Raw genomic sequence first — 22101 nt, 5'->3', positions numbered from 1 at the left:
GAGTTTTCAGATGTTTAATAAGAAGAAAAAAAAGAAGAAACGTTCAAAATCTAATAAACGTCGCCAACTAGTATGGCATATACTAGGTATGATAGCTCTGCTGCTTGTCTTATCTGCATCAATTGGTGGATTTATTATCAGCAAACGATATAGTCCCTATAGCTCTCTTCTTGAAATACAAGATATTGATCAAAAGATTACTCAATCTTTTATTATTTTAGATAGAAATGATCAACCTTTAGATAAAAATACAGAGATAGTTAAATTTGATCCTATCCAATATGAACCAAAATGGAATATTGATGAGCTATATTTAGACACACTTTTAGCCGTTGAGGATAATACTTTTTATACAAGAAAAACAAAAGGTTATTCAATTAAAGGAACAATGGGGGCAGCTATGTCCCAAGTAAAAAGAAAAATGGGAAAAGATGTCGTATCTAGAGGTGGTTCTACAATTGAACAGCAATTAGTCAAAATTATGGTGTTTGGGACAAATAATAAAAATTCGGTATCTGATAAAATTGTCCAATTAATTGATGCTAGAAAACTTGCTGTAAAGTATGAACGAGATGATATTTTGAAGGCCTACTTAAATGAACTACGTCTAACGCCTAATACAGTTGGTGTTAAAGCAGCATCAATTGAATTATTTGGTAATGATATGTCAAAAATCGATGCCAATGATCCAAATCAAGTGGCTCAAGTTGCCTTTATGGCCGGACTGGGTCAATCTCCTTCTGTTTATATCCAAGATTTCAATAAGAGTGGAAAGGCTCGTACTAAAACCATTCTATCTATTATGAAAGAGAATACTCTGATTAGCGAGGAAATGTATGACAAAGCTGTAGCAGTTGTTAATAGTGACAAGGAAGAATTTACCTTAAAAAGTTATAAACAAAAAGGGACACCAAAGGAATATCAAGCATATGTTTCTAAGGTAAAAGATGAGTTGAATCAGTTGAATTTACCTAAAAACATGACGATTACAGTGAAAACTTATGCCGATGGTAATCAATTGAAAGAATTACATAATATAACCATGGGAACATATCCACAGGATGATAGACTTCCAAATGGTTATATTGAGCATAAAGAAAGTTTGACAGCTATTTCTGTGATTGATTCTCAAACTGGGCATATTATTGGACTAGCCACCAACTCGGATAATCCTTTAATTCCTTATACGTCAACAAGATCATCAGGTTCGACTATTAAGCCATTACTAGATTATGCACCAGCCATCGAATATGCAGGTCTTACGCCAAGTACGATTCAAAATGGGTCATCATTTACTGTTGGTGATTGGAAAGTTAAAAATTACGGAGATGAAAATTATGGCAATGTAACAGCTTCGTTTGCATTAGGTTTATCTCTTAATACGGCAGCTGTAGAGGCTTTTCAGATGACAAACGACCAGCAAAAAAATAGTATGATGGAACCGTTTGGCTTAAATTCTTATAATCCAAATGGAGCTAGTTATACGGCTGAACAGTCTATTAATTACCCAACAAACGTTCTAGCTTTATCTTCAGCATTTAGTACGTTTGGAAATGATGGAGTCAGAGTAGAGCCGACAACTGTTAAAAGCATTCAGACAGGTTCGGAGCACATTAAATTGTCAGAGCCTGAAAGTAAACGAGCAATGAGTTCGTCAACTGCTAAAACGATGGTTAGTATGTTGAAAGAAGCAACAGGGGCAAGTGGTTCAGAGCCATATGCTGGACCTAAATATACAGGTTTTAAGCAGGATACTTACGTAATGAAATCAGGATTAAGTAATTTTGAAAGTTCTGTTCCAGATAGTAAAAACAAATCACCGGATGCACTTTTAGCCATGGCTTCACCAGAACTTTCGATTGCCACATGGATAGGCAGTCCTTCTTATGTTGACGCCACTTACGCACCGACTAGTTATCCGCATAATACGGCTAACCAAGGAAGAGTCTATTTAATGAATAGTGCTTTTAAAGTTATGATGGAAGGTAGAGAGGCTAAGAAATTTAAATTTGGAAATGAAAGATTAATAAATGATGGGCAAACTAATCAACTTATTCCAAAACTTGAAGAAATGTCAGATATTGATATGGATGATATTTCAATTGAAAATAAGGAAATAGATAAAAAAGATGAAGCGAAGTACAATTCCCTTGAAAAAGAGTATTTGAAAACAGAAGAAAAACTTAATCGAACTTATCAAGATTGAGAAGATTAATATATTCACTGTTACTTTTATTTTTTTAATTTATTTAAAATATGATCACTTTCAAATGAATGTGTTGACTAGTTTACTTTAGCTTGTTATACTTAGAAAGTAGTAATTTGAGCGTTATGGGGTCATTAAGTTAAATCCTATTAGCATCACTTTTATTGCAATAATTTAAGAATAGGAGGAAACAAACATGGCACAAGGAACAGTTAAATGGTTTAACGCTGAAAAAGGTTTTGGTTTTATCACTCAAGAAAACGGTGAAGATGTTTTTGCACACTTCTCTGCTATCCAAGGTGAAGGATTCAAAACTTTAGAAGAAGGTCAAGCAGTGACTTTCGAAGTTGAAGAAGGACAACGTGGACTTCAAGCAACTAACATTGAAAAAGCATAATTAAATTCAAAGTTAAAAAGACATTTAGTGGATTATCTACTAAATGTCTTTTTTTTATTTTAATAAAAAGAATCCATTAATCGATTTAGCTCTTTCTCTCCATTACTTATAATGAGGTCTTCTGGTAGAAAAGCAGTCCCTTCAAGTCTAAGGAATTCAACAGCCGAAAATCCCATTATTTCTTCAAAGATCCCCTTAATATATAAACTACTGATATCTAAGGATTTATATCTGTCTTCTTTTGTATAAATGGAACCACTTGCTTGTATAGTAAGTAATTTGTAGTCATCAGTCATTAGTCCGACAGAACCATCTTCTGTGTATTTGAATGTCTCTCTTGCGATTAAAAGATTATCAATATAATCTTTAGTTTTTGATGTCACATTAAAATTATGTAAGGGAGTTGTTAAAACGATACGATGATGATTTTTAAATTGATTTAATAGATTTAACGAAATTTCTTTTAATCTCTTTTCCTCAAAATTTAGTTCTTCATTTTTTTCTTCCTTATCCCATATACTCAAAAGTTGTCCATGTTCAATTCTTGGAATGTCATCCTCGTACAAATTTATTATCGTTGGTAGTTCTTCAGGAAATCTTTTTTTGAAATTAAATAAAAACTTCTCTTGGAATAATACTGAATAATGTTTCTTATTTGTATAATCAGGATGTGCATTTATTATTAGTGTTTTCATATACAGCCACCTCTTTCATTTGATATATTGATTATATAAAAAAAGGGTGTCAATTCCTGTCACCTTAAGAAGGGATAAATATGAAAAAATCTGAAAGGCTCAACCAAGAAATGATTTTTCTCAAAGGGAAAAATTCATTTCAATTAAAAGATTTGATGGAACAGTTTGGTATTTCAAAAAGAACGGCTATCAGAGATGTGCAGGAGCTTGAAAGCATGGGACTAGCTTTATATACCGAACAAGGCAGAGGTGGAAGCTATCAATTACTTCAACAAAATCTATTGGTACCCATCTATTTTAGTGAGGCTGAAATACAAGCTATCTTTTTTGCGATTAAGGCTTTAGATCTTGTTTCATCAACCCCTTTTGATAAATCTTATCCACAAATCAGAAAAAAATTATTTGAAACTCTACCGCAAAATCAGCAAATAAATGTAAATAAAATACTTGAAGTAGTTAGCTACCACCATGTATCTCCCATAAACAAAGTAGATAATTTAACAGATTTATTAGAATCCATCCTTCATAGAAAAGTGATTTCATTAACTTATACTCAATTTACAAATCAAAAAATGACTCTTCAAATTTTTGATTTGTTTTATAGAAATGGACTTTGGTTTTGTAATGCAATTAACATGGACACTGAGAGATGGGGAGTTTTTCGATGTGACTATATGAAAGAGATTAAAAAAGCTAGTTTATCCTATAAGCCATATTCAAAAAATGAAATGAATCAATTTCTTACTATTTATGAAAATGAATATCCTGATATCAAGTTTAAATGTAAGTTGACATCGTATGGTAAGGAACTTTTTTTGAAAAGACATTATCCAAATATGAGATTAGTAATTGAAAATAACGATTCTTTTATTGTAGGTAGCTACAACAACGAACATCTGGATTATATGGTTCAGTATTTAGTGTCTTTAGGAAAACACGTTGAAGTCCTATCTCCTAAAGAACTTAAAGAATCCTATCTGAGTGAGTTAAGATTAATATTACAGTCTTATGATTAACTATTTCTTATACCATTTGAAATTCAAAATGTCTTTTTGTTTACACAAATCATAAGTTAAATTATAATAAATTATCTTATGAAAAAGGAATGATAATGATGTCGACAATGGTATTCGTAAATTTTCCTGTTAAAGATGTAAAAGCATCAACTGTATTTTATGAAACATTAGGTTTTACGTTAAATCCAGATTTTTCAGATGAAGAAACAAGTTGTATGGTTTGGGATGAACATTTTTTTGTGATGTTGCTGGAGCATAATAGATATCAATTTTTTACACCGAATAGAACGATTGCTGATAATACCAAAACAAGTAGCGTGTTGATTGCTTTTTCAATGACAAGTGCAGAAGCAGTTAAAGAATTTGGAAAAGTAGCTTCAGAAAATGGTGGAAATGTGTATAAAATTGAAACTAGTATTTCTGAGGAATTTATGTTTGGATTAGAAGTACAAGATTTAGATGGAAATACGTTAGAACCGATGTGGATGGCTCAACCTTAAAACTAAATAGATAATAAAGTATACTACCTGTTTTGTATTAATAATTGACAGGTAGTTTTTTTATGCTATTTTGGCTAACAGATAATAGAGTTTTATATCGTAATGATACGAAAAATATTATTTTGTAAATTTAATTATTTGTTTTGTTTTATTTTTATATCTTTATATCGTTAAATATGTTTATTTAAGCTTACTAGAGTTTTAAATGTGATATAAGTTATTTTTTGAGATGATTTAGTTATCATATGTTTATTAAAAAAACGCTATCTATGTTAGTATGAATGTATTATGTAAATAGATAATATTTTGTTATTATTTCATAAAATAAACGTTTATTTATAATATAAGGAGAATAGTTTATGAAGAAAAGTAATTGGTTGACAGGTAGTATCGTAACAATGACGCTAGTAAACATGGGAACCTCATCCGTAAGTGCTTTTACAGAACCTCTCAAGTATAATAAAGCGCGTACTGATTCATTTGTTCATCAAAATAGTCGGAAAAACCAGCTAGATAGTAGTATTTATATGGATAAATTATCTGAGTATAATCAGAAAAAAAGTGATTATGAGGATAAAATAAAAGAGTTAGAATTAAAAAAAGTTAATCTTGAAAAAAGCAAAAAAGATTATAAAAAAATGAAAGAGACTTATGAATCGGAATTATCTCTTTACCAAGAAGAATTGAACAAATATAACAAAGAGAGTAAAAATAGTTTTGATGAAGCATCGATTATGATATTACCCAAACTAAAAAATTACGAACAAAAAATAAATAATTATAAAAATACGTTATTTAATTATGAGTCAATGTTATTTGAATACAAAAAAATGATATCTGGTTACGAAGTTGATTCTAAAAGTTATAAAGAAGCTATTACAGATTACAACGTTCTTTTAGATAACTATAATATAGCAAAAGAAAATTATAATGAAATTATGGAAGGTTATAATACTAAATTAACTGATTTTAATCAAGAGATAATTAGTTTTGAGTCAGAATCAGAAACATTAAAAAACGAAATTACCTTATATGAATTTGAAATTAGTAATAAATACAAAGAAGATTTAACTAAATATGGACAAAATTTATCAGCCTATGAATTGAAACTAAAAGAACAGACAGAACAAGCTGCTCAGTATCAAGAACAGTTAACGACATATCAAGAAATTCTTTCAACTTATCAGGCTGATTTAGCAACCTATGAATCACTTCTGAGTACACAATCACCTTTGTTAAATGATTACCAGGTAAAAGCTAAAATTTATGAAGAAAAAATTTCAAAATATGACCCTCAAATATTAGAATACAATGCAAAATTAGAGCAGTATCAAAAAGAAAGAAATATTTATCAAACAACATTAGAAGAAACACAAGTAATTGTTAACTCAGCTCAAGAAAAAATCAATGACTACAATGGAAAAAAAGAGTCTTATGAATCTAGGCTAGCTACTTATGAAGAAAAAGTAGCTAGTTATCAGGTGCTAGTAAATAATTATGAGCTAGAAAAGAAACCTTATGAAGAGAAGAAAGTTGCTTATCAGAATAGTTTGACAGAATATAATCAGAATTTGTTAAATATAAACCAAACATTAGGAAAATATGAGGTAGATAAAAATAATTACCTAAATCAACTTTCTGAATATGAAAAGCAACTTGAAACGTACCAAAAAACGGATCAACCTGCTTATGAAGAAATATTGATTAAGTATAACGAGGTTAAGGCAGCATACGACCAAGTAACTATTTTATATAATCAGGAAAAGGTTAAACAAGATAATGCGCAAAAAGAGTTGAATAAAATTAATCAAGAGTTTATTTATTTCAACGATACGTATCAACCTTTAATTGAAAAATACAACCAAGCTAAAAAACAATATGTGGAGGCTAGCATCCAATTTTCTGAATTAGCAGAAGAAGCAAAATTGATGGAAGAAAATCATCAACAATTATTAGTTATTGTTAAAGAGAGTCAACTTGTTATCACAACAACTGAAGAATCATATGAAACAGTTGATAAGCTATATCAAGAAACAAAAGAAGAAGTAGATGGTTTAAAGAAAGAAAGAGAAGTATTAATGGCAGAGTTTAACTCTTTAAATTCAGACTATCAACCTCTTAAAGAAAACTATGAGCAAATAAGTAATGAAAGAAAAGAGTTGCAACAAAAGTACGATAAACTCAAAAAAGTATATGATCAGTTAGAGCTCAACTATGATTTAACAACTAGCGAACGTCAAGAGATGATGCGTGAGTATGAAAAAGTAAAAAGTACTTATGATGAAACAACAGAAAAATATCAGTCTGCTATGGCTAGTCAGAAGAACTTAAAGGAAAAGAAAACCTTACTAGAAGAACAGATTGTAGTATTGAAAACTGATTCTCTAAATCTGAAGCAAGAAAAAGAACAAGTTTCATCTGAATTTGATGTAGTGACAAAAAATTATCATAACACACTTAATGAATATAATAGTGTGCGTAAAAAGTTAGAAACCATTAATGGTAAAAATGAAACGATTCAAATTAAATGCGATGAACTTTTTTTAGAATATAAGAATATGGAAACGGTTTATAATAATCAAGTTGATGATTATAAAAATTTACTGTCCGAGTATAATGAAGCCAACAGCCGATATGAAAAAATGAAGCAAGATTATGACAAAATAAAAGTAGCTTATGATGATACTTTAAAAAAATATAACGATTTAAAAATATCAAGTGAAGCTATTAATCAAGATGTAGAAACTATTTCAGAAGAATTATCTAAATTGAGATTAGAATACAAAGATATTAAGAAAATGTATGAGGAAACAAAAGAAGCTTATCTGGAAGTACTCACTGAACATAATCAGGCATTAACTGATTATGAAGTAGCTAAAAAAGAGAAAAAAAGAGTAGAAGAAGAATTAGAGAAAATTTTAGAAGCTTACGGAGAAGTAACTCAAGAGATTTCAAGTCAGTTAGAAACAATTAATCAATTAGCAAAATTAACGAAAGAATTCCCTGTGGAAGAAAGCAAAGAACCCAAAGATATGACACTTAAAAAAGATCAGTTTGTCAAAGAGTGGACAGAATTATACACTGAATCTTTAGCAGCGAAAGAAAAAATTGAAAGTGCTATTGATACCTATCAACTAGCCTTAGATAAATTTAACGAATCAAATAGCCAAGCTGAAAATTCGCCGAAAGAAGCTTTATCAAGTTCATACTCTAAAGATAGCTTGAGGATTTATTTTGAAGAAATCTCAAGTTGGTATACTCAAGCGTTAAAAGTATATGATAATAATAAAGTCATTATGGAGATCCATCAGGAATTAAGCGAAAAGGCAGAAGAGCTGAATCAGCTCATGGTGACTAAAGTTGATATCACTCATAGAGAATCTTTAGAGACTGTAAACGCATTGAACGAAGTAAGCACACGACCAGAAACCTTGTATAATAATTATAGAAAGAAACCATTTTATACAATACCTCAAGAAGAAGTAAATAATATTATTAAACAATTTGAGGAACACGAAGTTGATGTTGAAAGAGAATTCTTTCGATTAACTCAAGATACGTCATCCCTTGAAAATAATTTAGAAGAACTTAGAAGTCAGGTTGATGTATTTAATCGACAATTAGATCGACTGAAAGAGATTGATGAAACTTTTCCAATGGAATATCTTGACTTAGAGAATGGTTATAGAGCTATTGAAAACACCTATAGAGATTTAAATGAGTATTTAACAGATAATATTATGCCAGATACTGGAGGAAACAATTCTTTTGATGTTCAAATTAGAAAGAATACAGTAAATAATATGGAGGTTTATCATAATGTAAAAGAAGCTGCAAGTGGAATTGAAATGGAAAAATTTTTAGAAAAACATAAACGTGCCATGGAGACTAATAGTCTACCTGGGAGAGCACCAGCTAATTTCAATGATATTATTTATCAAGAATACATGTTTAAAAGTAAAACCTTTTTTAATGTTTCAATTTCTGATATGGATGCTTATTTTGATGAAGATGATTTAGAGATTCCAGATGTGGTTTATCAAAATATAGAAGGTTTAAATGGAATTAAACTGGAAGTACAACAACCAATTGGAAAAGAAGTTATTTTACCCGAATTACCAATTTTACCTCCAGAAATTGTTGAACCGCAACTAGTACAAGAAATTACTATTGATGTTGCGCCGGTTTCTCTTTCAGATAAGCCGGTTGAACCTTCTTATAGTGACAGATTAATTGCTCCAGAAGAGATTATCGTACCTGAATTAGCAGAGAAGATAGATCAAGAGAAACAAGAAATAGTCAAACCAGAAGAAGTTTCAGATGTTGTTTACTCTAGAGATATCGCTGAAAACGAATGGGAATTGGATGAATTAGTAGAACCAGTCAGTCCTCAAAAACCAGGTGAAATCGATCGTGGTGAACAAGTAATTTCACCAAATGAACTGCCTAATCAACCCGTTGAAATTCAGTTGCCTAAACAACTTATAGATCCAAAAGAAATTGATAAAAATCAAGATGATATAAAAGTACCGGAAAATATCATTTATCCAATAGAAATTGGTGGTATAGAAGGTATTACGAAACCTGTTAAACCAGAAGAATTGACAGATATTGAGAGAGTACCAGAACCAGAAAAACCTAAACAAAAAGAAAGTCCTGAGACACCAAAAAAACCGGAAGTTCCAGGAGAATCAGAAGAGCCAGAAAAACCTGGTGAGCCTAACGAACCTGAAATATCTGAAGATCCGGAAGAAAAAAGTAAACCTGAAATACAGGAAAAACCAAAAGAGATTGGAAAGGAAAAAAGAAATTCAAATCCTACAATAAGTAAGAATCCTCAAGTTAATAATTTACATTATGTAAAAACTTCAACTGCTAATAAATTACCACAAACTGGGGAAAAATCATTTGTTGTAGAGATTTTATCAGGGACATTAGCAATGATATCAAGTGCCTGGATTTTTAGAAGAAAGAAATAAGCTATTAAAATTAATGTGTAAAGAATAATAGAACTGCCTGTTTAGTAGCAACTTGAAACAGGCAGTTTTTATTTAAATATTATTTCCATGAATAAAGATGTCCATTCCTAAAGAAGTTGCAATTGAGAAAAAATCATCAATAAATGACGGTCCTTCGATATTTTTAATAAAAGAAATAACTAGGTGTTCTTTAGATGAAATAATACCGCAACTGACAGGAGCTTTAATAGTCGGATAAGGTATGGCTTCAAAATGACTCACTTTATTTTCAAGTTCTTGTGGAAGCTTCATTATTCCCAAATTTGAGACGGTGATAGTTTTATTTGATTCACTAAAGTATCTAAAACCTAGTTTCAATATTTTTTCTTTTAAAATAAGAGGTGTATTCTTAGCAAAATAGTTTTTTTGAAGAGCATCATTATCATTAATTCGATCTAAAAGAGAATGTTTTTGTAGTTGTTCTTTTAATTGCGTATCAACTGCTATGAGTAAATCAGAAAAACTTTGCACGTCAGAATGGCCTATAATAACGGTAGTAATACCAAAAAAATTTCTTGTCGTGGTAGATGGAAAGAATGTTCTCAGATTAACAGGAATTGCTATTTTGATTTTTTTATTTTGTTTGTGTCTTTCTTGTTTTTGAGTAGCTAAAATTAAAACAGCAATTACAACAGTGTTGACAGTAACCTGATATTTTTTACTTATTTGTTTTAGTGATGCTAAATTAATATGCCCATGTATGACACTTGTTTGGTTGAAAGGGTAACGTTTACCAGTTAAATGATAGGTATCGTGATTAAATTGGTTAGAGTATCCTTTGTATTGATGGTCACTAGTTGCATATTTCATGTAGGAATCTTCAATATCCTGAACGAAATAAGTGTTATTTTTATTAGAATAATCAGTATCAAAATAACGGGCTAGGAGAGTCTTTAAAAAATTAGTCAGGCTTAGTCCATCACCAAGTGTGTGGTGAACTTCAATAGAAATTCGATTACCATAGTATAAAACTCTCATCAAATGTGTTGTCAATTGATTATCATTCATATACTGACAAGGAGTATCCTTCTCTTTTTCCACTTGAATGGGAAGGGGAGAGTACTCAAAATATCTTTTAAAGAACCCTTTTCTTAAGCGGAGATTTAAAGACGGGATTGCTTTTAAAGCGTTTTGAGCGGCATTTTGTAAAATTATTTCGTCAACAGGTTGATTTAAGACAACTGATAGTCTGAAAACTGAGCTATTAGTTGGGCTTGAAGTAGCAGGGAATAATTGAGCTGCTGTATCTAACTTTAGCCATTTTTGACTGGTTCTCTTTTTTTCAACGTTATTAAAATACATAGATACTCCTTAAAAAATTTATTTATAGAAACTGCTAGATAAATAGACTTGTATGGTTTTCAACTTAATTAGAAATATAGCTAAAACTGTAATTAAGATAAAAGTTAAACTAAAAATAATTGTTGGAACAGTTATTTTAAAAGTCAGGTAAAAGAAAATAAAAAAGTAGCATGAATTACCTAAAAAAGTAAAAATAAGATACCAAAAATCTTTATAAATAGTTGTTTTATCACCAACTGATAAAAAGGAGATAAAAATAATCATTGAAACAATCATAATAGGAAACAGAATGTTCATGACTAAATTAAATGATTTAAAGAGGAAACTACTTATAGTAATTAAGGCAACAAGATAAGAAAAGTTAATCCATAAAAATTTACCTATTCTTTTGTAAGATTGATCAAATAAAATCCAGATAAGTACTCTATATATGTAAACTGCTCCTAAAGAGATGGGTATTGACCAAAGAGTCGAATATATATGCCAAGTAATAAAGTTTAGAATAAAACTCAATAAACCAATTGATATAAGTATAAAACTAAGAATTTTTTTCCAATAATATAATTCAGTTTTTAAGTGATTGTAAGCAGGATAACTAAAGATATCCTGCTTATTTGTATTTTCATTCATTTATTTAGAACCAATATGTTTTGGAATTGAAATAAGTTGATACCAGTGATCGTCGTTTGTTTGATATTTAGTAATATCAAACCCAGATAAACTGAAACCAATAATCGATAAAAAAGAACCTAACAGAATAATGCTAAAAGCTATTTTTATGTTAATTTTTTTCATATGATTATTTGCCATTTTTTTTACCTACTTTTCGTGCTAGTAAAATGATGGAGCTTACACCAATCACACCTATAGTTCCTACAATAATTCTTTTCTGTTTAATAGTTGTATTCATAATTGAATTCCTGCTTTCGTTTAATATTTTATAAAATTTATTACGTGTTTTGTAGTTAGAGAGCTAAGTTTAGCAGCTACTTTAATGATTTCAACTGCTAATATCGAGAATAAGAGACCTAATCCAAGTGATAAGAAAGAAATGCCTGATTGAGAAATTAAATAGTAAACCTCACTATTAAAAGGAATACCGATTAAACCGGTCACACCTAAAATGAGACTAGCTATACAAAGACCAGAGAATAATAAATTCAAACACCAAACAACAATGTAAAAAGCAACAACGACAATAAAACTTGCTAGTAGAATGGGAATCCAAAGTGGAGCGCTAATCATTATTAAAATGAGGATGAACCACTTATTATCAGTTAAAGAATTAAATTTTTTATAGATACCTTTTTCTTTTTTGAATTTTGAAGCCCTAAAGCTCTTTGTGTTTTCCATTTTTTCTTTTCCTCCTTGAGTTAGGTTAATGCCTCTTTACACGTCATACTATATGTGACATAGTATCGTGTGTCAATAAGGAGAAGTGAAAATCAGTCTAAAGGCTGACGGGGAAAAGTTTTAGTTTTTCTCATAGTTACAAATATAAAAAGTATAAGTTTATAACCAAAAATTTTTATTTTAAGATACAATAAAGATATCGATATTTAGTTTAGGGGGAGAAAGATGAAAAAATCGTTCGTAAAAATCATATCAATCGGATTACTATCTTTTTTATTGGTATCATGTGGTAAAAATGACACCTATGATCAATCCATGCAAAAGGCAAAAGAGGCAATTAATGAAGAGAAGTTTGAAGAAGCAGAGAGTTTTGTTGATTTAGCATTAGAGAGTAGGCCTAAAGAAGAAGAGGCTAAAAATTATCAAAAACAAATTCAGTCTTACAACAAAGCAATGGCATTTAAAAAGAAAAAAGAAACCAAAAATGCTGTTATTAAACTAGATGAAGTCATTAAAGTAAAAGAGGGATCCATTCAACTAGTTGAATATGCCAAAAAAGAAAAAGAAAAATTAGCAGAAGAAAAAGATAATTCTAAAAAAGAAAACCAAAAAGATAAAAAGCCAAAAAAAGATAAAGAGACTCGTGATACATTATGGAACACATCAAAAGCAGATAAATTAAGAGAGTTCATGGTTGGATTTAGTCAAGCTATGGATCAAGACTATAAAGAGTATAATCCGTCTCAAAATGTTGATTTGTATGGAATTAAGTTACCGAATGTAGTTTTAAATGGTGAGTGGAAAATGGCTGTTAATGAACAAGAAGTTCAACTAGAATGGTCTGAAACAGGTGAAGGAAATAAACCTTATCAATTAGTAGCTGTCTACTCAGATGCTGATACGCAACCATATTTAAAGAAACATGTTTACTTTTTCGTATTTGAAAATGGAACACCTAAAGTCTTTGTAACGCAACAAAATCAAGGTAATGATAAAAATTATCTGTACTTTAATGAAACCCAAAATGCAGATATCAAAAATGGATTTACTCAAATCGTAAATGGTGGACAAGCTGCTAAAATGCCGGAGAAAAGTAGCACGAAAGAGTATAAAGATAATAAATTACTTGCTGCAAAAGTTTTAGTGAAGCAAATCGAGTCACATGGTGGTAATCCTAATGATGCTATCGCTAACTCACCTGATACTACTTGTAGTCTAATGAAAAAATCTTCCATGGAAATCTGGACTACGGGAGTTTATCTACCAGAAGATGTGACAGTGATTTCAGGGAACCCATTAGCTGCAGGATTGTTTACTTATCATAATAATGGTGATGGAACAGTAACGATGTATCCAGTACCAAGTCATTACCAAGATAAGGATTGGGATGACCCAGAGTTAGGAAAACAAATGGCTCAAGAGGTTATTGCTAATAAAAAAGTAGTTGATATTTCTAATGTATCCGATGAAATGGCAAGTAAAATGGCTACTATAATAGAGAATGATATTTAAAAGGAAAATTTTTTGAGAGGAGAAGAAAATGAAAAAAATAGGAATGAAAATATTTTCGATAATTTTTTTGACTTTGTCTCTAGCATCATGTGGTAAAAATGATACTTATGATCAATCTATGCAAAAAGCTAAAGAAGCGATTATTGAAAGAAAATTTGAACAAGCAGATGGATTTGTAGAAATGGCTTTAGAGAGTAGACCTAATGAAGAGGAAGCAAAAAAATATCAAAAACAAATTAAATTATATTCAGAAGCTCTTACATTAAAAGAAAAAAAGGAAATAGATGGGGCTATAAGTAAACTTGATGAAGTTATCGAAGTAAAAAAAGGCTCTGAGAAATTAATCGAGTATGCTAAGAAAGAGAAGAATGATTTAGAAACTCAAAAAGATGAACCTAAGAAAGATGATTCAAAAAAAGAATCCGGAGAAAAAGAAGAAAGTAATGATTTGTGGAATTCTTCAAAAGCTGATAATTTAAAAAGGTTTATGAGTGATTTTAGTCAAACAATGGGACAAGACTATAAAGAATATAGTCAATCGAAAGACGTTGATTTATATGGTATAAAATTACCAAGCGAAGTCTTAAAAGATAAATGGAAAATGGCTGTTAATAATCAACCAGTTCAACTGGAATGGTCTAAAACAGGAAAAGGAAAAAGTCAGTATCAGTTAGTAGCGGTTTATTCAGATGCTGAAACGCAGCCTAATATGGAAAAGCATGTTTATTTCTTTATCATTGAAGAGGGTCATCCTAAAGTTATGGTAACTCAGCAAAATCAAGGTAATGAGGAAAGTTATTTACATTTTAAAGAATCTCAAAATGTGGATTTAAATGATAGTTTTCAAAGTATTGTTGAGGGAAAAGAAGTGGTTAAAAAGGAAACAAGTACTCAATCAAGTGGTATATCAAGTTTTCCTGAAGCTAAGGATTTTGTTTTAAATCACAAAGCTTCATGGACATATGGATTAGAAGATAAAAACGAATCTAATATTGAGGTAATAAGTGTTAATGAAAATCATCAAGAAATAAGCGAAGATGACAATGGAAGCTATTATATGATAGTCGTCTCAACAGATGATGATGATGGATCTATAACTGGTGGTGGAAAACAGTTTAAGGTCTACACGGATGAGAAATTATTTCAAAGAGTCGGAATGCATGGCTTTGATCAAATCTATCCATAATAGTTATAAAAAACAGCTACTTATTTAAAAGTAACTGTTTTTTTTATTTAAGCATTTAATATTTCAAATAAAACGAAAAGTTCCCAGTCAGATATTTGGATACGATAGAACTGCTCTAATGTATAGACAATATCTTTCATATTTTGGTAAAAGAATTTTTGATTGAGTTTTAAATCTAGTAGATTTTCAGGAACTGGATAATCAGTGTCACCTAGCATCATTCTTTCAACCATGAGAGCTAGGTGCATGGTTAAATTGAATTTCATTTTAGCACTTAATTGAAGATTAAATCGTTTCTCACATTTTTCAGTGATTGTTTCAACTTGTTTAATAATGACATCAGGATTTAGAAATTCTAGTTTTTCAGACAAACCTTCCTTAGAGAAGAAGTGTATGAACTCATTTAAAATATTTGGAATATTGTTTGGATGAATTAAATTTTTAAATGAAGTATTCAATTGTTTTTCTGCATCTTCGTCTAGAACATCGAGTAAGTTAATACTTGGTACATCGGTTTTATTATCTAAATAGGATGTGGTTAAAATCAGGGAAGTTTCTTTTAAATAATTTTGGTCAGTACTTGCTCGGTCTAGAATATTTCGTAATTCATTAAAGTTTAAAACAATCAATTTGATATCAGGATTTACATTCTTTTCACAAATTTCTTTTAATTTTTTAGAAATATCGTAGCCTGAGATACTCGCAATAATAATATTTTTTTCAACAGAAAACCCTTCAAAATATTGAATATTTGTTTTAAATGTTTTTTCTGCATTTTTGGCAACATCATAAAACATTTGTCCATTGACTAGCTGTTGCCCAATTTCTAGAGCATAAGATGTAGTCAGGTTATTAATAACGAGTAATTCACCTAATATTTGTGGTTTTAAACTCTTGTAAAGGTGTGTTAACGATCCCATATCTACCAACATAATCACACCTTCTGAAGTATCTCGTTCTGAAAGCCATAATTTAACTTGAGCTACGACATCTCGAATAGAAGAAGTTAAAGGCATATTGATTGCATCAAAAACATACTCACCACATAATTTATTAGCAACAGCTTGAATACTTGATGCTGTTGTATTTCCATGAGCAACTAGTAAAGCATGATACCTTATTTCTTCAGATATTTTTTCGACCAGTAATACACTCAGAATAACTTCAACAAACAATTTTATTTCTGGAGATAAGTTATTTGTTACATAATGAGAAAATAGAGCAGTCCTTGGGTATTCTTTTGAGACTTTTCTTTTTAACTCTTCGAGAGTTTTTATGGATAGAGTGTTTTTATTTACTTGTAATAAGCGAAGAGTACATTTAATAGGAGCTTGTGTTATTGCTTTGTTATCAATGATTTGTTTGTTATTATCTTCAATTTGTTTTATTAATTGATTTCCTAAAAAATCACTAGAAACATGAAAATTACCCTCTAAAAAATGAGAATCAAACTGAAAAAGTTCTTCTTTTAGTTCTAAAATAGATGAATTAGAATTGATTAATGTAGTGAAAGTTTCATTTAATTGACCTAAGTAGTCGATTTTACTTTCTGTTATATTTTGAGTATAAGAAACAGTTGTAAAAAGGGTTGCATCATCTTCGCTAATTTCTAACATATCATGGTCCGAGTTTTTTCTCAAAGCGTCCGCACAATACATTTGGATTTCATTGATTAAGCTACCAACGTTGCCTGGAATTTGTTGATCTAGTAATTGTTTAAAAATTTGATTATCTATTTTTAAATCTCGTTTCAAACGAATTGCCTCTCGAACAAATAGGTGATTGACTAAGGAAATTCTTTCAAGGATTGGGCGATCATGTAATGCTGGTAAATTAACAACAACTGAGAGCCGTCTGTAAAACGTTGGAAGTAAGACTTCCTTAGGATTTTCTGTTGTAGCAAAAAGTAAGCGAACTTGAGATGATACTATTTTACTTTCTTCTCCCATAGGTCTAAATTGTCCGCTATCCATAAATTGAAAGAGTTTCTCTTGATTTTCTTTTGATAAGCGATGAACTTCGTCTAAAAATAAAACACCACCATCAGCCTGTTTAAGCAATCCTTTTTTTTCGCTTTCAGCACCTGTAAAAGCTCCTTTAGTATGTCCGAATAAAATGGAAGACAACAGTTCAGGATTATTAGCATAATCTGCACAGTTAAAAATGATAAATGTTTTTGCTTCTTCTTTTTTTTGCTCTTTTAAGTAGTCAAAAATTAGCTTAGCTAAAAAACTTTTACCTACACCACTTGGTCCACATAATAGTAACGGTAGACCAACAGGTGGGTAAAGAATCGCAGCTTTACATTTTTCAATAGCTTCATGAGCACTTCCATCAAATCCTATATACTGTTGAAACACGTCTTCTTGATTTGTTAAATGACTACTTGTTGAAGTCTGCCAGTAGACAGGGCGCGTTCCTTTTTGAGTCACTTCTTTTTTTTCTAATAATTTATTTAAATATAAACTCGTAGCAGAACGGCTTAAAGCTAATGCATCAGCAATTTCTAATGTTGTTAATCCGTTCTTTTCGTTTTCTAAAATTTTTATTATTAAATCATGGGTTTCCCTTTTCATGATAATCCCCCTAGTATTGCTTATCCAAACTATTTTTAGTAAAAAAAACCAAAATTATTTTTTCAAAAAAGCAACACAAACTAGTTTTAAAAAGAGTTTGTATTGCTTTTGTCTTTTAATCAAACGTGTTTTAAGTATAACCTAAAAATGCATAGATGTTTTAAAATACTAAAAGGTTTTAACAAATACCTAGCAAGCCTAAGATAATACCTAAGAACATAATACCAAACATCACAACGTTAACGTTTACTTTTTTACGAAGTAACCAGAAGGCAAGTAGAGTAACTACCAATGGAACAATTCCTACAAATAATTGATCTAAATATTCTTGGATTTTAATGGCTTCTTCGCTACCTTTAACACTAACTTCTAAAATTGTTTTGAATTTAACATTTGATGCTGTCATACTTCCCATCATCATTAACCCTAACATGCTAGAAGCCTTTGTCAAAATTCTCATGCCACCAGATTCGTACATTCGTTGAATAAAATTAGCCCCAACTGAATAGCCACTATAAAGTGCATAGTAGTGAATTAAAAATGCAGGAACATTATAAAGAAGTAGGAAGACAACCGCTCCTAAAGGAGAACCGGTTGAAGCAAGTGAAATCCCAATACTAGCTGCGATAACTCTTAAAATCCCCCAAAAGAATGAGTCACCAATACCTGAAATAGGTCCCATAAGAGAAGCTTTTACGGCCGTTATTGAACTAGCATCAAATGTATCGTCTTCGCTATTTTGTTTTTCCATTGAGGCAACAAGCCCCATGATAAAGTTATTAATATGCATGGTCGCATTGAACCAAGTTGTATGTCGAACAATGGCATCAGCTTGTTCTTCATCAGTTTTGTAAAAACGATTAATGACTGGTAGTAATGTATAAATAACACCTACAGCGTGATATTGAGTTGCCCCTGTACGACTAGCATTCATTGTCCATGAACGCCAAAAGACAGAACGCATCATTTTCTTTTCTTCTTTATCTAAATTTTCTTGGAATTTCATGCGAAAAAGTCCTCCTCTTCATCTTCTTTTGTTGAAGCACCACCACTTGCTACTTTAGCACCACTTGTTGGAATTTCTTGGATTTGTATGTCGCGTTGTGCACTAACAATACAAATAACAACTCCTAAAACAGCGACTGCAACGGCTGGTAAGTTTAAATAAGCGGTTAAAACAAAACCTAAAATATAAAAGACTGATAATTTTTTATCCCATAACAATTTCATTAACATAGCAAAACCAACTGCTGGAAGTAGGCCACCTGCAGCACTTAGTCCGTTCATTAAACGTTCAGGAATGTTTTCAACGAATGTATTAACTGGTCCACTACCAGCTAAAATTCCTATAAATGTGATAGACGCAATGATGAGATAGTAAATTACCCACGTTCCGTAGTGAAGAGCAACAATCATTTTTTGATTATTTTCTCTAGCTGCTTTATCAAGCATTGGTGCAAAAATATTCATAAAAACATTTTTTAAGAACATAACAACAAATGCTGCTAACATTCCGATTGGAACTGCTAGTGTCATAGCTGCATTTTGTTCTAGATTAGAAATGATAGCAAAAGTTGTTGCTAGTGCAGTTGCTGTTACGGGTTCAGCAGCAATTACGCCACCAATATTAACGTTACCTAAGAAAACAGCTTCTAGAGCGGCTCCCATTAGAACCCCTGTTTTCATATCACCTAATAAGAGACCTGTTACTAGACCAACAACTAAAGGTCTCTCCATCATACTTTGACCTGTTAAATAGTTACCTGCAAAACAGATAAATACGGCTAATGCCGCCATGGTTGCTTCCATTACCATTACTTTTTTTCCTCCTTTTAAAATTTACTAATTGTATCTTTTAAATCTAATTGTGGGTTTGTTGGCAGTACTTGATTGTAACTTTTTACATGATCAAGAGCGGCCAACTCTTTTGCTGCTGAAATTTCCTCTGGATTTAATTGAACACTTGGGAAAACCATTTTTTTGCTAGCAGGATCTGATTTATCAAAACGCCCAGCATTAGCCACATTAACAGCTTCAATATCTTGCACATTTTGGGCTATTTTATTAGCATCAGAAACACTATTAACGATGACAAAAATACGTTTATCTTTTCCTCTAGGGTCATTAAACAATTCAATTGAATCTTCCACAGAACGAATTAGTAACTTCATTCCATTAGGGACAGCCATTTTTAATGTCATTTGCATAACATTATTTTTAGCAGCCTCATCATTTGCTACGACTAATAATGGTGCGTTTAACTCTTTTGTCCAAACCACGGCCACTTGTCCGTGAATTAATCGGTCATCTACTCTAACTTGTGTAATCATTTCTTTTTCCTCCTAAAAAATATCTTCTTCATCAGTGTTATCTTGTGTTGTCTGTACTAATGTTACTTGACTCTCGTTAATAGCATTTTGAATAATTTCTTGCGTTAGAGGAGTTTCCTCTGGTAAAAATAAAATTGATAAAATAATAGCTAAATTAACATTCGACAAAATAAAAATATTGTCACACTCAGCAGTTAAAACTTCTGTAACGACTTTTTGATTAACACTACCGCCAAATAAATCAGTAAAAACAATACCTTGTTCATCAGGACTTACTTGTTGAATGAAATCTACTACAACAGGTGTGTAGTCTTCGTCTGTCATATAGGCATTAATGACAGTGAAATCATTCCCTTTTCCTGCAAGAATATCAAGTGAACTTTGAAATCCTTTTGCTAATTCACCGTGTGTTGCAATTAAATAATTTCTATTCATTTATTCCTCACCTCATTTATATATAAGCAAGTATCATGCCAACTTTTAAAACCTTTTAAAAGTTGATAAAATAAGCTTTGTGATAAAAAAATAAGTGTTTAAACAGATATGAAATCTGTTAAACACTTATTTTATCTTTCACGTATTTGCCAAGTAATAGTATGACCGTCCATGTCGCTAGTCCATGAACTAAATGAAATTCCCTGATCATTAATAGTGTAAGGAATATGATTGTCTCGAATGATTAAGGTATCTTTTGTTAGCGAATAAGTATCATCAAAGTCAGGTCTGTAGTTACCGAGTAATCCAATATGGACTTCAGTATCATTAAGGAACTCAATATCTTGAGCACCATCATGAATCAAGTTTTGTGGTGCTTTGTTGTCGTCCATTGCTTGAGTAGCATCTTGACCGTCATATAGTTCCGGGACGATTGTATATTTCTTTCCAATTAGTATCTCTCTAGCTTTATTAATATTAGAATTATTACTAGTTATTTTCTTATCTCGTTCTTTAAGAAATTCTGAAGCAATAGTTGTATCCAAATATTTATCTGACATTAAGGTCCAATTTTCTTTTCCTAAAACACCAGTAATAGCAACACTGGCTTCTAATTCACCTCTATGGTTTACTCTAAAAATACTTAGATTATCTGATTGATCGACCCCAACTCTAATATAGACTAAATCATTTTCTGTATAAACGTCTAGAACGTATCTCGTTGATGGTGGAGGAAGCAAATCTAAAATAGACATTACCCATTTTTTCAATTGTTCTTCTGTTAAATTTGTTTCTGAAATGCTTGAATCAGTCGTGGTTGATACAGTGCTTTCTTCTGTACTCATACTTGTTTTAGCTTCTATTGAGCTATTAGGCTGTTTTTCTTTTGTTTCTTGGGTACCTAGATATAAAAGTAAAAGAATAATTCCTAAAATTAGGGCACCGACAAAAGCCCATCTTCTAACTTTTCTTTTTTTCTCTTCGTTCTCAATTTCTAATAACATTTTAGTTAGTTCAAGTCTTACGTTAGGATCTGTGGCATTATTAATTTCAGTTCGTAATAAATCTTTATTACTTCTATCATTTTTTAAACTTCTAGTTTGATTTTTATCTTCTTTATTCACTTTTAATACTCCATATCATACGTTTTTACTTAATTATATCAAAGTGTAGCTATTTTTAAAGCTTCTAATAGGAAAGAAGAAATTAGGTTAAATCAAAAAACTAAATCATACTTTTCTTTACTTTTTCAGGAATCATTACAACTTCGGTACTTAAATCAATGGGTTTAAAGTTTTTATCAATACATTCTTCCCAATATTCTAAGTGTTTTTTGTCAATCCAGTGCTCAGATTCTTCTACCTCTTGGCCATTTTCTTCTTGAACGGAGTACCAATAAAGATACTCATCACCATTAAGAACTTCTCGAAAAATAGTTTCTACATACATTTTTTCTTTTTCAAGAGTAATCAACGTTTCTTTCATATTTTCGTTTAGAAATAAAAGCCATTCATCCACAATTTTTGATTTACCTTCTTTTACTTTAAATCTTGTCAGTTCAACGTTCATTTTGAA

19 protein-coding genes are annotated in these 22101 nt (G+C 30.8%); 7 read left to right on the top strand and 12 right to left on the bottom strand.

What is annotated here, in order from left to right; all coding sequences use genetic code 11:
* Window positions 1-10 precede the first annotated feature (10 nt).
* Window positions 11-2206 (top strand): transglycosylase domain-containing protein, encoded by a 2196-nt coding sequence (locus tag H9L18_RS12630; protein ID WP_126792588.1) that lies wholly within the window; start codon window positions 11-13, stop codon window positions 2204-2206.
* A 196-nt stretch (window positions 2207-2402) separates the two neighbouring features.
* On the top strand, window positions 2403-2603 hold the full coding sequence (locus H9L18_RS12625) for a cold-shock protein (protein WP_086341875.1): 201 nt from the start codon (window positions 2403-2405) through the stop codon (window positions 2601-2603).
* A 59-nt stretch (window positions 2604-2662) separates the two neighbouring features.
* Here H9L18_RS12625 and H9L18_RS12620 read toward each other — a convergent pair whose 3' ends face one another.
* Window positions 2663-3298, bottom strand: coding sequence for an FMN-dependent NADH-azoreductase (locus H9L18_RS12620; protein WP_126792586.1), 636 nt, complete (start codon window positions 3296-3298; stop codon window positions 2663-2665).
* A gap of 80 nt (window positions 3299-3378) precedes the next feature.
* Here H9L18_RS12620 and H9L18_RS12615 point away from each other — a divergent pair, with 80 nt between their 5' ends.
* The 3 genes from H9L18_RS12615 (at window position 3379) to H9L18_RS12605 (ending at window position 9793) form a co-directional block, all read left to right on the top strand.
* A complete protein-coding gene (locus H9L18_RS12615) occupies window positions 3379-4314 on the top strand; it encodes a helix-turn-helix transcriptional regulator (protein ID WP_126792584.1) in 936 nt (311 codons plus the stop codon).
* A 98-nt stretch (window positions 4315-4412) separates the two neighbouring features.
* Window positions 4413-4814: a VOC family protein gene (locus H9L18_RS12610; protein WP_126792582.1), complete on the top strand. Its 402-nt coding sequence runs from the start codon at window positions 4413-4415 to the stop codon at window positions 4812-4814.
* Window positions 4815-5173: 359 nt separating this feature from the next.
* Complete coding sequence (locus H9L18_RS12605; RefSeq protein WP_126792579.1) at window positions 5174-9793, top strand: LPXTG cell wall anchor domain-containing protein; 4620 nt, start codon at window positions 5174-5176, stop codon at window positions 9791-9793.
* Between the two features lie 72 nt (window positions 9794-9865).
* On the opposite strand, the gene H9L18_RS12600 is transcribed toward H9L18_RS12605, so the two are convergent.
* The 4 genes from H9L18_RS12600 to H9L18_RS12585 form a co-directional block, all read right to left on the bottom strand.
* Window positions 9866-11134 (bottom strand): hypothetical protein, encoded by a 1269-nt coding sequence (locus H9L18_RS12600; RefSeq protein WP_126792577.1) that lies wholly within the window; start codon window positions 11132-11134, stop codon window positions 9866-9868.
* Between the two features lie 18 nt (window positions 11135-11152).
* Window positions 11153-11764 carry a hypothetical protein gene (locus H9L18_RS12595; RefSeq protein ID WP_187559347.1) on the bottom strand — a complete coding sequence of 204 codons (612 nt, stop codon included), beginning with the start codon at window positions 11762-11764 and terminating at the stop codon, window positions 11153-11155.
* Window positions 11765-11944: a hypothetical protein gene (locus H9L18_RS12590; RefSeq protein WP_126792575.1), complete on the bottom strand. Its 180-nt coding sequence runs from the start codon at window positions 11942-11944 to the stop codon at window positions 11765-11767.
* Between the two features lie 120 nt (window positions 11945-12064).
* Entirely contained in the window at window positions 12065-12487 is a 423-nt protein-coding gene (locus tag H9L18_RS12585; RefSeq protein ID WP_126792573.1) for a hypothetical protein, read from the bottom strand.
* A 225-nt stretch (window positions 12488-12712) separates the two neighbouring features.
* Here H9L18_RS12585 and H9L18_RS12580 point away from each other — a divergent pair, with 225 nt between their 5' ends.
* Both H9L18_RS12580 and H9L18_RS12575 read left to right on the top strand, forming a co-directional pair.
* On the top strand, window positions 12713-13999 hold the full coding sequence (locus tag H9L18_RS12580; RefSeq protein WP_126792570.1) for a DUF4767 domain-containing protein: 1287 nt from the start codon (window positions 12713-12715) through the stop codon (window positions 13997-13999).
* Window positions 14000-14027: 28 nt separating this feature from the next.
* Window positions 14028-15185 carry a DUF4767 domain-containing protein gene (locus tag H9L18_RS12575; RefSeq protein WP_126792568.1) on the top strand — a complete coding sequence of 386 codons (1158 nt, stop codon included), beginning with the start codon at window positions 14028-14030 and terminating at the stop codon, window positions 15183-15185.
* A 47-nt stretch (window positions 15186-15232) separates the two neighbouring features.
* On the opposite strand, the gene H9L18_RS12570 is transcribed toward H9L18_RS12575, so the two are convergent.
* The 7 genes from H9L18_RS12570 to H9L18_RS12540 form a co-directional block, all read right to left on the bottom strand.
* The gene (locus H9L18_RS12570) at window positions 15233-17761 is read right to left on the bottom strand and encodes a sigma 54-interacting transcriptional regulator (RefSeq protein ID WP_126792566.1); all 2529 of its coding nucleotides are present in this window, start codon (window positions 17759-17761) and stop codon (window positions 15233-15235) included.
* A gap of 178 nt (window positions 17762-17939) precedes the next feature.
* Window positions 17940-18767 (bottom strand): PTS system mannose/fructose/sorbose family transporter subunit IID, encoded by an 828-nt coding sequence (locus tag H9L18_RS12565; protein WP_126792564.1) that lies wholly within the window; start codon window positions 18765-18767, stop codon window positions 17940-17942.
* A complete protein-coding gene (locus H9L18_RS12560) occupies window positions 18764-19576 on the bottom strand; it encodes a PTS mannose/fructose/sorbose/N-acetylgalactosamine transporter subunit IIC (protein ID WP_126792562.1) in 813 nt (270 codons plus the stop codon). The genes H9L18_RS12565 and H9L18_RS12560 overlap by 4 nt, the downstream gene beginning before the upstream one ends.
* A gap of 17 nt (window positions 19577-19593) precedes the next feature.
* The gene (locus tag H9L18_RS12555) at window positions 19594-20091 is read right to left on the bottom strand and encodes a PTS sugar transporter subunit IIB (protein ID WP_126792560.1); all 498 of its coding nucleotides are present in this window, start codon (window positions 20089-20091) and stop codon (window positions 19594-19596) included.
* Window positions 20092-20103: 12 nt separating this feature from the next.
* Complete coding sequence (locus H9L18_RS12550; protein WP_126792558.1) at window positions 20104-20526, bottom strand: PTS sugar transporter subunit IIA; 423 nt, start codon at window positions 20524-20526, stop codon at window positions 20104-20106.
* A 131-nt stretch (window positions 20527-20657) separates the two neighbouring features.
* Entirely contained in the window at window positions 20658-21650 is a 993-nt protein-coding gene (locus tag H9L18_RS12545; RefSeq protein ID WP_126792556.1) for a hypothetical protein, read from the bottom strand.
* A 100-nt stretch (window positions 21651-21750) separates the two neighbouring features.
* Entirely contained in the window at window positions 21751-22095 is a 345-nt protein-coding gene (locus tag H9L18_RS12540; protein WP_126792554.1) for a DUF6176 family protein, read from the bottom strand.
* Between the last annotated feature and the right edge of the window lie 6 nt (window positions 22096-22101).

Origin of the sequence: Vagococcus carniphilus, assembly GCF_014397115.1 — a bacterium.
Lineage (GTDB): Bacteria > Bacillota > Bacilli > Lactobacillales > Vagococcaceae > Vagococcus > Vagococcus carniphilus.
The sequence above is the reverse complement of the archived record's forward strand: the minus strand, read 5'-3'. Positions and strand labels throughout refer to the sequence as shown.